Origin of the sequence: Haloarcula limicola (assembly GCF_010119205.1) — an archaeon.
Lineage (GTDB): Archaea > Halobacteriota > Halobacteria > Halobacteriales > Haloarculaceae > Haloarcula > Haloarcula limicola.
In genome coordinates, this window is sequence record NZ_WRXM01000001.1 from 1,813,463 (window position 1) to 1,822,932 (window position 9,470).

Annotated in this window: 12 protein-coding genes and 2 tRNA genes; 7 read left to right on the plus strand and 7 right to left on the minus strand. The window is 65.4% G+C overall.

The window, feature by feature from the left end:
- Positions 1–11 precede the first annotated feature (11 nt).
- Together GO488_RS09385 and GO488_RS09390 are read left to right on the plus strand one after the other, a co-directional pair.
- Positions 12–206 (plus strand): hypothetical protein, encoded by a 195-nt coding sequence (locus GO488_RS09385; RefSeq protein ID WP_162317491.1) that lies wholly within the window; start codon positions 12–14, stop codon positions 204–206.
- Positions 207–273: 67 nt separating this feature from the next.
- Complete coding sequence (locus tag GO488_RS09390) at positions 274–702, plus strand: hypothetical protein (RefSeq protein ID WP_162317492.1); 429 nt, start codon at positions 274–276, stop codon at positions 700–702.
- Between the two features lies 1 nt (position 703).
- Here GO488_RS09390 and GO488_RS09395 read toward each other — a convergent pair whose 3' ends face one another.
- Positions 704–1,807, minus strand: coding sequence for a tRNA (guanine(26)-N(2))-dimethyltransferase (locus GO488_RS09395; protein ID WP_162317493.1), 1,104 nt, complete (start codon positions 1,805–1,807; stop codon positions 704–706).
- Between the two features lie 47 nt (positions 1,808–1,854).
- Entirely contained in the window at positions 1,855–3,549 is a 1,695-nt protein-coding gene (locus GO488_RS09400) for a histidine kinase N-terminal 7TM domain-containing protein (protein WP_162317494.1), read from the minus strand.
- Positions 3,550–3,640: 91 nt separating this feature from the next.
- On the opposite strand from GO488_RS09400, the gene GO488_RS09405 reads away from it, so the two are divergent.
- The gene (locus GO488_RS09405) at positions 3,641–3,988 is read left to right on the plus strand and encodes a hypothetical protein (protein ID WP_162317495.1); all 348 of its coding nucleotides are present in this window, start codon (positions 3,641–3,643) and stop codon (positions 3,986–3,988) included.
- 50 nt (positions 3,989–4,038) lie between these two features.
- Here the strand turns inward: GO488_RS09405 and GO488_RS09410 are convergent, their stop codons facing one another.
- Positions 4,039–5,802: a nitrite/sulfite reductase gene (locus GO488_RS09410; RefSeq protein WP_162317496.1), complete on the minus strand. Its 1,764-nt coding sequence runs from the start codon at positions 5,800–5,802 to the stop codon at positions 4,039–4,041.
- A gap of 91 nt (positions 5,803–5,893) precedes the next feature.
- Positions 5,894–6,235, minus strand: coding sequence for a DUF8134 family protein (locus tag GO488_RS09415; protein ID WP_162317497.1), 342 nt, complete (start codon positions 6,233–6,235; stop codon positions 5,894–5,896).
- A gap of 220 nt (positions 6,236–6,455) precedes the next feature.
- On the opposite strand from GO488_RS09415, the gene GO488_RS09420 reads away from it, so the two are divergent.
- The 4 genes from GO488_RS09420 (at position 6,456) to GO488_RS09435 (ending at position 7,867) form a co-directional block, all read left to right on the plus strand.
- Entirely contained in the window at positions 6,456–6,653 is a 198-nt protein-coding gene (locus GO488_RS09420; RefSeq protein WP_162315766.1) for a hypothetical protein, read from the plus strand.
- A gap of 125 nt (positions 6,654–6,778) precedes the next feature.
- A complete protein-coding gene (locus GO488_RS09425) occupies positions 6,779–7,444 on the plus strand; it encodes a DUF7119 family protein (protein ID WP_162317498.1) in 666 nt (221 codons plus the stop codon).
- Positions 7,445–7,478: 34 nt separating this feature from the next.
- Positions 7,479–7,552, plus strand: a tRNA-Lys gene (locus GO488_RS09430).
- A gap of 99 nt (positions 7,553–7,651) precedes the next feature.
- Positions 7,652–7,867 carry a DUF8123 family protein gene (locus GO488_RS09435; protein WP_162317499.1) on the plus strand — a complete coding sequence of 72 codons (216 nt, stop codon included), beginning with the start codon at positions 7,652–7,654 and terminating at the stop codon, positions 7,865–7,867.
- 20 nt (positions 7,868–7,887) lie between these two features.
- On the opposite strand, the gene GO488_RS09440 is transcribed toward GO488_RS09435, so the two are convergent.
- From GO488_RS09440 to GO488_RS09450, 3 genes are all read right to left on the minus strand, one after another.
- Positions 7,888–8,754 (minus strand): hypothetical protein, encoded by an 867-nt coding sequence (locus GO488_RS09440; RefSeq protein ID WP_162317500.1) that lies wholly within the window; start codon positions 8,752–8,754, stop codon positions 7,888–7,890.
- A 177-nt stretch (positions 8,755–8,931) separates the two neighbouring features.
- Positions 8,932–9,007: transfer RNA gene (locus tag GO488_RS09445), tRNA-Cys, on the minus strand.
- A gap of 46 nt (positions 9,008–9,053) precedes the next feature.
- A complete protein-coding gene (locus GO488_RS09450; RefSeq protein ID WP_162317501.1) occupies positions 9,054–9,311 on the minus strand; it encodes a DUF5789 family protein in 258 nt (85 codons plus the stop codon).
- Positions 9,312–9,470 lie beyond the last annotated feature (159 nt).

A 9,470-nucleotide genomic window follows, 5' to 3' on the forward strand; every position in this document is an offset into this window, starting at 1 on the left:
GAGCACGGACGATGGACTGGGACCGGCTCTACGAGTGGCAGAACGTCGGGATCGGCGTCGTCGGCATCGCGTCGACGGTCGCGTTCGTCGACCCCGGCGTCCACGTCGTGGCTGTCGGGCCGGCCCGTCTCGACGCGTTCTACGTGCCGCTGGTCTGTTTCGGGGTCATCCTCGCGCTGTCGGTGTCCCGCGTCGTCGGCTCGTAAGCGGGTCTCGCCTGCCCGCTACCGGAGAGCGGCAGGCTTTATCACCGCCGCCGCCGACCGTCGGAACATGGAGACGGAGACGGCCATCCGGTCGGGGACGATGCAGGTCACGATGCTGTTGCTCGTCGCCGGGTTCATGCTGCTCGCGCTGGGACTCGCCGGCGCGCCGTCGTCGATCCAGCTCGCCGTCGTGCTCTGCGGGCTGGGCGCGGCGCTGTACGTCACGCGTCCCGGCGAGGGAGAGGTCGGCTACGTCGCCGGGATCGACGTCGACAGCCTGCTCTCGGCGCTCTGGCTGGCACCGGTCATCGCGGCGGTCCCGCTCGTCTTCGAAGTCGGCGCGACCGGCGAAGAAGTGCAGGCGCTTGGCGGGATGCTCGGACTCATCGGAATGGCGAACTACTTCCTCCGACCGGTGTACCTCCTGCTCTACGGCCTCGTTCGGTCGGTTCGCGGCGGGCGCGGGGGCGAACAGCAGGGGATGGAGCGCCTCTGAGTCACTCGGTCGTCGCCTCGCGGATCTCGGTCACGTCGGCGTCCGTCTTGAACGTCGTCCCGCCGTAGTGAGTGCGCGAGGCGTCGTAGCCCGCGTCTCGCAGTTTCTCGACGAAGGTATCCATCGCCTCCGCGCCGCGCCCCCACCGTTTACAGAGGCGGTGCTGGTCGTAGTGTGTCGGGGTGGACAGTTCCGTCCCGAGCGTCGAGAGCAGCTCCCCGACCTTCTCGGCGGTGCCCATGTCCTCGCTGACGTGGTCGGAAACCGCCGCCGCGAACTCGGAGTCACAGGTCGCGCCGAGCCAGATCGGGCCGGCCGTCTGGAGGTGTTCCTCACAGACCGGGCACGCCTCGGGCGGGTCCGCGATGAGCCCGTAGTCGTGGTCGCGCCAGAGACAATGCTGGCAGTGATGGACGTAGCCGAGTTCGTCGATGCAGTCGTTAGCGACCGTCGCGCCGTGCTCGAATTCGAGATAGGTCCGCACGTAGTGTTTCGTCGCGTGACTCAGAATCGGGCGAGCGGCGATATCGTAGCGGGCGGCGGTCCGGACCATCGCCGACAGCAGGACGCGCATCCCCATCTCCGCGTGGAACTCCGTGTTCCGCGGCACCGTCCCGTAACTGCGGACGCCGCTCTCGAAGTGCGCCCCACACAGCGGCGCGGTGTCGGTCGCGGTGACACAGAGCAGGCGTTTCGTCCCCTGAACCGCCGCGTCGGCGAAGGGGATCGGCGTCCCGAACGGGTCTAAGTCCACCACGTCGAACGCCTCGCCGTGCATGAGGACGTTGGCGTCGGCGTGGCGGACCTCCGCCGCGAGGTCGTTGCGCTCCAGATTCTCCTCACAGAGGGCGACGGCGTCCGTGTCGAAGTCACACAGCGTCGTCTCCCAGCCGTCTGCGGCCGCCCGCACCCCGCGGACACCGCTGGCGGCGGTGGCGTCTAAATACGACGAGACGCCGTCGATACGCTCTCGATAGGCCCGCAGCGCCGCCACGGTCACGTCGCGGTTCAACTCCTGAACGGGGTTGAAGAACACGTCGGCCCCCTTCCCCGCGTCGGGCTGTTCGGGCACCGAGACGGTCACCTGCCCCTCGCTGACGCGCATATCCCACTCTCCGCGCGGGCGCCGTTAAGTCGTTCGAACGGCGGCGATTACTCCGCCGACGCCCGCGACCGAACCGCCGAGCGATCGCTCGGGAGCCGCACCGTCACAGTAGTGCCGTCGCTCGTGTCGAAATCGAGGTCCCCCGCGAGCGTCGTCGCGGTCCAGCGGACCAGCCAGAGGCCCACGCCGCGGCCGTGATCGAGGTCCGTCTCCCGACCACGGTCCAGCACCGCCAGTTCGTGCTCCGGAATGCCCGGCCCGCCGTCCTCGACGGTGAGGTGTATCCGGTCGTCCGTCCCCGAAACGGTCGCCGTCACTGCGACGGGCGCGTCGCCGTGTTCGAGCGCGTTCTCGACGAGGTTTCGCACCAACACCGAAAGCAAGACCGGTCGCGTCTCCAGCGTGAGGTCGCCCGGGATCTCGACCGTGACACTGCCGACGTGGTCCGCCTCGAGCGAGTCGACGATGTCGACCACCCGGTCTCGGAGCGGAATCGGCTCGACCGCCTCGTCGGCCCCCATATTCGAGAGCGTCCGCGCCTTCTCGCCCGACTCGGCGAGGCGACCGATCGCCCGGTCGATCGTGGCGGCGTGTTCGCCCAGGTCCCCGTCCAGTTCGCCGGCGAGCAGTTCCGCCCGCGCCTGAATGACGACCGTCTCGTTGCGGACGTTGTGTCGCAGGAAGCGGTTGAGCACCTCCAGTCGACGCTCGCGGCGCAGCTCGTCGGTGACGTCCTGAAAGACGACGGTGTAACCCAGACGGGTGTCGCGCTCGTTCCGGAGCGGCGTCCACTGGACCTTGTACTCCCGGCGGCGCTCGCCGTTCTCGACGCCGAGTCGGTTCCGATCCGTGCCGAGGGGCAGGTCGTCACCGACTAAGAGGTCGTCGAGGGAGTCGGTCAGCGCCGCCCGCTTCTCGACGCCCAGCATCGCTTCCGCGGCGGGATTGAGATTGACGAGACGGCCCGCGACGTCGACTATCGCCACCGGCGTCGCGATGTCGTCGATGGCCGCTCGCTCGCCGGCCCGTCGAGTCGCCGGGTGGAACTCGAACATATCGCTCCGGACGAACGCGTAGGCGTCCAGCGCGATGTGGGGGAGAAACAGTAGCGTCGCGAAGTTGACCGAGGGAGAGGGACCGATTCCGCCGGCCCACGCGAGGAGTGCGAAACCCGGTGGGAGCGGACTCAGCCCGACGGCGATGGCTTCTCGCCGGTACAGCGGCCCGTAGCTGACGACGGTGTCGAAGACGAGCAGCGTCCCGAAGCTGACCAGCAGCGTCGCCACCAAGACGACAAGCGAACCGAGCGGCCGGAGCGTGTACGTCGCTCCCGCAGCGCCGAACGTCGGATCGACGGCGAACCCGGTCCAGAGCAACGAGTGAAACGGGTTCGTCAGCGCCAGTCCCGACGCCGCGACGGGCAACAGCGCCGTCGACCGGAACCACCGGCTCCCGAGGACGCCCGTCCGACCCGTATAGCCCAGCGCGAAGGAGACGAAGAAGAAGCCGATCCACGAGAGAGACACCCAGCAGACGATTTCGAGAACCAGCCGGATCGTCCGGTCGTAGACGAGCAGCGCGGCTCCATACGTAAAACACCACACCGCCATCGTGGCGATCGTCGCGACGAACCACTTCGCGCCCGGTTGTCGCCAGTGCCGCCGGAGCCGGGAGAGGAGATACAGCGCGCCGACCCCCGAGGCGAACGACCCGACGGCGAGCCACGGGACGGTGACGGCCATGGCCTATCGTAGCGATGCTCCCTGTTTATCTTTCCGGGCGTCTCACCGCGCGAGACGACGCTGTTTTGTCGGGCCTCTCCGTAGCCAGCGTGTGAGCACCGTCGACGAGTGGGTCCGACTGCTGGAAGCGGAAGGGGAACTCTCCCCCGCGGCAGTGACCGCGATCGTCGACGCACACGGCGACCGCGGCACGCGCGCCATCGAAGCCGTCGGCGAGAGCCGGGTCAAACAGTACCGCGACTTCACCGTCGTCGTCGGCTACGAGGACGAATACATCGTCGAGGACGGCGGCTGTCACTGCGCCGACGCCGAATACAACCTCGATAGCGACGACCCCGACGAGCTCTGCTGGCACGCCATCGCCGTCCGCATCGCCGAGGCCGTCGACGCCGTCGACGAACACGACATGTGGTACTCCGACGTGCGCGATTTCCTCTGAGAAAAAACCGGCGAGTCACGCCTTCGAGAACGGCCGCCGAGCGGGAGGGGTTAGTCGTCCGACGGCAGCGGGTTCCCCTCGCCGTCCGTCGGGGCGGGCGAGGACTGCATGTCCGAGTCCTCGGTGTAGGGGTACCACGTCATCTTCGTGTTGTGCATGTACGGGTCCTCGTAGTCGGTCTCCTCGGGTTCGACCAGTTCGGCCAGCGTGTCCTCGTCGCGCGCCTCGACGAAGTCGCGGAACGTCTCGCCGTCCTCACGCAGGTCTTTGAAGTTCTCGACGAGGTTCCGAATCGCCCCGGGCACCTCGTCGGCGGGGACGCGCATCTCCACCCAGTCGGCGAAGCGCGGGTCCTCGCCGAGGCCGCCGCCCAGTCCGATGTCTAAGGCCTCGACCGGTTCGCCGTCCTTGCGCGTCTTCATCCCGCGCAGGGAGACGTCGGCGATCTGGGGCTGGGCGCAGGAGGCCGTACAGCCCGAGAGGTGGATGTGGAAGTCCTCGTGGTCGGCGGGGAGTTCGACGTTCTCCTTGAGCCAGCGGGCGTAGCGGACCTGGCGGTTCTTCGTCTCGACGATGGAGAGCGAGCAGTACTCCGTGCCCGTACAGGCGATGGAGCCGCGCATGAACGGCGACGGCTCGGGCGAGTAGTCGTCCAGCAGCGCCTCGCTCTTGAGGTCCTCTAAGTTCTCCTCGGGCACGTCCATGACGATGATGTTCTGTCGCTGGGTCAGGCGGACCTCGCCGGAGCCGTACTTCTCGGCGAGTTCGGCCAGTTCCAGCGTGTCGTCTGCACCCATCCGACCGACCAGCACGTTCAGGCCGACGTAGTAGTTGCCGTCGTCCTGTTCGTAGACGCCGACGTGGTCGTCGTGGCCCTCGTTGCGACCGGAGTTGTAGGTGTACTGGTCGCGCATGTCCTCGCCCGCCGTCTCCAGTTCGAAGTCGACGAACTCGTCTTGGAGGACCTGTCGCATCTTCTCGGGCCCCCACTCGTCGACGAGGAACTTAATGCGGGCGTTGAAGCGGTCCTCGCGGTCGCCGTACTCGCGGAAGAGCGCGGACATCCCGTGACCGATGTCGGCCGCCTTCTCCGGGGGCACCCAGACGTCGATGTCGCGGGCGAGACGCGCTTCCTTCCGGGAGAGGCCGCCGCCGACGCGGACGTTGAAGCCGAGTTCGCCGTCCTTCTTCGCGGGTTCGTAGGCGAGGTCGTTGATGTCGCCCTGCCCGCAGCCCTCGTCACAGCCGGTCACGGAGACCTTCCACTTGCGCGGGAGGTTGGCGTAATCGTCGTTGCCCTTGAACGTCTCGTGGAGGTCCTCGGCGACCGGCCACGCGTCGACGTGTTCGTGCTTGTCCTTGCCGGCGACGGGACAGCCGACGATGTTCCGCCAGGAGTCACCGCAGGCCTGCTGGGTCGAGAGCCCGACGGACTCCAGTTTCTCGAAGATCTCCGGGATGTCCTCGAGCTTTATCCAGTGCAGCTGAATGGACTGGCGAGTCGTCCAGTCGCAGTAGGCGTCGCCGAACTCGGGGTTGGAGGCCGGGCCGGTCGCGTACTCCTTCGCCACTTCGCCGATGACTTCGAGCTGGCCCGGTTCGATGACGCCGTTCGGCGTCCCGATGCGCATCATGAAGTACGACTCCTGGCCGGAGCGCTGGTGGTACAGCCCCCACCACTTGAAGCGCTCGAACCACGCGTCGTGTTCGTCCTCGGGGATGGACTCCCAGCCCTCCTCTGCGAACTCCAAGAGGTGCTCTCTGATCTCGTTACCGTACAGCTCGTCCTTCCAGGACTCTACTTTGCTCGGCATAGTTGTGTGTTCGCCCACTAGCCATCCACCCTTATACGACCCGCTTTGCCGTCAACCGTCTCCCCCGCTCGGTGAAATAGGAAAATGTTACCTATTCTTCGGGTCGGGCGAGCCGGGTGCGCTTCTCGGGAATGTGAACGCTCTCGTGGACGACGCCGTAGAACTCGCCCGAATCGGGGTCTACGACGCGGCCGACCGTCAGCCAGTCCGTGACGCCGCTCTCGCCACACGCGATACACTGCCCGGCGACGCGCGCTTCGATATCCGGGTGGTCGACGCCCACCTCGACGAACCCCTCGGCGAGGAAATCCGTTACCTCACAGTCACAGAATTCGCTCCGCGCCAGAAGCCACAGGTCCGAGACGTTCACTTCCCGCGAGTCGTTGACGGAAATCCACGCCCCGTCGTCGAGCTGGTGAACGTCGGTCGTCATTACATCTCATTAGATGCCGGAGCTACCTGAGGGCGTCGGCGCTCGCAAGTTTCGCCGGAGAGTCGATGGTCCGACCGCCCGCGTGCGGTGCGTGTCCCGTGATAACAAGAGAGTATCAGCAGGAGTCGTCGTCCGAGATACTGCCAAATATCCCCGGTAAGCCGCAGTGCGGGTAGAGATTACAGGAGAGTGCGGCCTTATGATAGTGGGGCCGTTACAGATGGATAGCGACACGCGGCACTCCGTCGCCGCGCCAACAGAAACGATGACGAACGCACATCAGACCCACGACGAGACCGACGCCGAAGCGGACGAACCAACCACTGACCACCTCGACGACGTCGAGGACGGATGTGGCTGCACCGAGATCTGGGAACACATGAGCGAAACGCGCGAAGCCGCGGCCGACGACGACTGAGACGGCCCGTCTAGCTGTTTTCGGCGCTCGCAGAGCCCGGAACAAAACAGCGAGCGGAACGGCGATAGCCCGTATGAGACCCCCAGACGGGATACTTTTGTGGACTGAACGCTAACGACGAGTCGATGCCAGAGGACGCGCCACCGGCCGATCGAGAGTCACCGGTGGGAAAGCCCGTCATTCGCGGCGACCCGGAACTCATCGGTCAACGCGCCGACGAGGCCGTCGAATTCGACCCCGACGACCCGGAGAGCCTCGAGCTCGCCGCACGGACGGTCCGGCGCTTCTCTGAGAACACCGCCGGTGCCGACGACAACGTCTACATGCTGCGAGGCGCCGCGGCGTGTGCGGCACTCGTCCGCGGCGAAGGCTCCTACAAGGCCGCCGCCGAACGGGCCGGCGGCGACGCGACGGTCTCGTTCATCCGCAAGTGGTCCCGCGTCCACGACCTCCCTCGCTCGGTGCGCATCCACGTCGCCAAGGGGGAAATCGCGCCGACCGCGGCCAAACACATCGCCCGCGTCGCTGGCGAAGCCCGTCTCTTGCTGGCGTGGGCCGCGCTGGATCACGACTTGACCGTCCGACAGATTCGCTCGGTCGCGAGCAGCGTCAACGACGGCGCGACCATCGAAGACGCGCTCGCCGCCGAAGGCTACCGCCTCGGCGAGCTCTCGATCACCGTCGACAGAGACGCTTACTGCAAGCTCCGCCAGCGCGCCGCCGTCGACGCCACCGACCCGAGCACCGTCGTCACCGACGCGTTAGAATCGGCGCTCGACGACGTATCGTAAGGTCTTAACCCACACTCCTCCCAGCGAATAGCGAGGGCCGGTAGCTCAGTCAGGCAGAGCGTCTGGCTTTTAACCAGATGGTCGGGGGTTCAACTCCCTCCCGGCCCGTGTTCCTGCGAACGACAGTGAGCAGTGAAACCACAAGCGACGAAGAACGGCAGCATCGAGACCGGTTGATTTACCACCTTCACTGTCGAGTAGCCGTGTATGACCACGTTCACCAGCGGCCTCGACGACCCGCTCAAACCCATCGGCCTCACCGCCGGCGCGTTTCTCGTCCTCGCGGCGCTCGGGACGATCGTCGGCGCGCCGTGGGCGACTCACGCGAACATGGCAAGTGCGATACTACAGGTAGTCGGTGCGGTCCTAACGATCGGCGTCGGCGCGCTACTCGCCTATCTGAGCGTCTCCAACGACAGATAACTCAAAGAAGTTCGTTCTTCTCAGCCGCGGGTCGGGAGGTACGCCATTCCCAGCATGAGGACGGCCGCGATCCCGCTCAGGATCGAGACCCCCCAGAGACCGTTCGTGCGCTCGTGGAAGTAGTCCTGATCTGCGAGCTGCGCCTGATAGGTCGAGTACTGATCGACGCTGACGAGTTGGACCGTCTGATGGTCAGGGAAGTGCGCGAAGTACTGCTGGCCCTGTAGCGTGACGTTGCCGCCCTCGCTGAGTTGGACCGTCCGGTTTCGGGGAGCGACCCACTCTACCGTCGCACTCTCGGTGGTCACGTTGGTGAGTGTCGTCTCCTGGAGCCCGCTCTCGCTCTGGTATGGGAAGGTCTGTGAGACCTGATACGTCCGCGTCTCGGGCTCTGGCAGCCATTCGCTGGCCGGACGGAGCGTGTTGTTCTCCCGGTAAACCACGTAATCGGTTCCGTTCTGAGTCACGAGCGAGTTCTCGACGGCGGAGTCGTTCCGGAGCAGTGCCGTCACGTTGAGCTGCTCGCGGAGCGTCACCGATTTGGACGAGTTGCTGGTCGTGACGTTGTACGTCGTGTTGTCGAGCGTCGTCGTCGACCCGTTCTCTAACGTCCCCGTGTATCGAGACGACTGGTTGGTCCACGATAGCTCGGCCCCCATCGATCCGCCGCCACCACCGCCGTGTCCACCGCCACCACCGCCCGACATCTGGACGTTCGCTATGGTGTACGTGGTTCCGTCGATGGTGAACGTGCTATCGTTGGACAACTCGTTCCCTTCGAGAGACACCTCCGGCTGCTGACTCTGCGCGACGCCAATGTACGCGTACGCTGCGACACTGATGACGAGGAAGAACGCGAAGTATGCCGCCGCGGCTCGTCGTTGCATATCCTGACGGTCAGTCGGCGCGCGGTTTAATGATTACTTTTCGACCGCACAGTCTGTCTACCTGTTCCGATGCGAGCAGCCCGCAGAATCACCGATAGTGCGACGGCATCGTCCGAACTGCCGACGACCGACTCCGGGGCGCCGTGGCCGCCGCTGTGTCGGATGTGTCTGTCAAAAAGCCAAGGGCCGGATTTGAACCGGCGATGGGCGGCTCTGCAGGCCGCTGCGTTAGGCCGGACTCTGCCACCTTGGCGCAGTTATCCGTAGTCAACTCGGTCGCTTAAGGGTAGCGGATTCGACTAACCCTCTCCTTCCGATTGTCCCGGCTCCCCGACGCCCTCAACTGGTACCACGTTGAAGATCGAGGTCTGTGCGTCTTCGGCCGATTCGAACGTCGAACTTTCGACCCGCTTCAATACGTCGGATAGCGGTTCCGATCCATCGGCGTAGACGAGTTCCACGTCGTCGAACCGCGACCGCGCTGTTTCGACTTCGAGTGGATACTCCGCGTCGGTCAATAGCTCGGTGAGTTCGTTTAATTTGACCTCGCGAGTCATACGGCTACCGCTCGCAGTGATCACATAGTTACTCGCTCCTTATAAATACGGAACGCCCACACGGAGAGATGTCTCTCCGTGCGGGCTGAATGAATGATAGGGAATGAATGGTGGCGGCGAACCAAATTTCCCAGAGGCTCGCGCACTCCAGTACTCGCT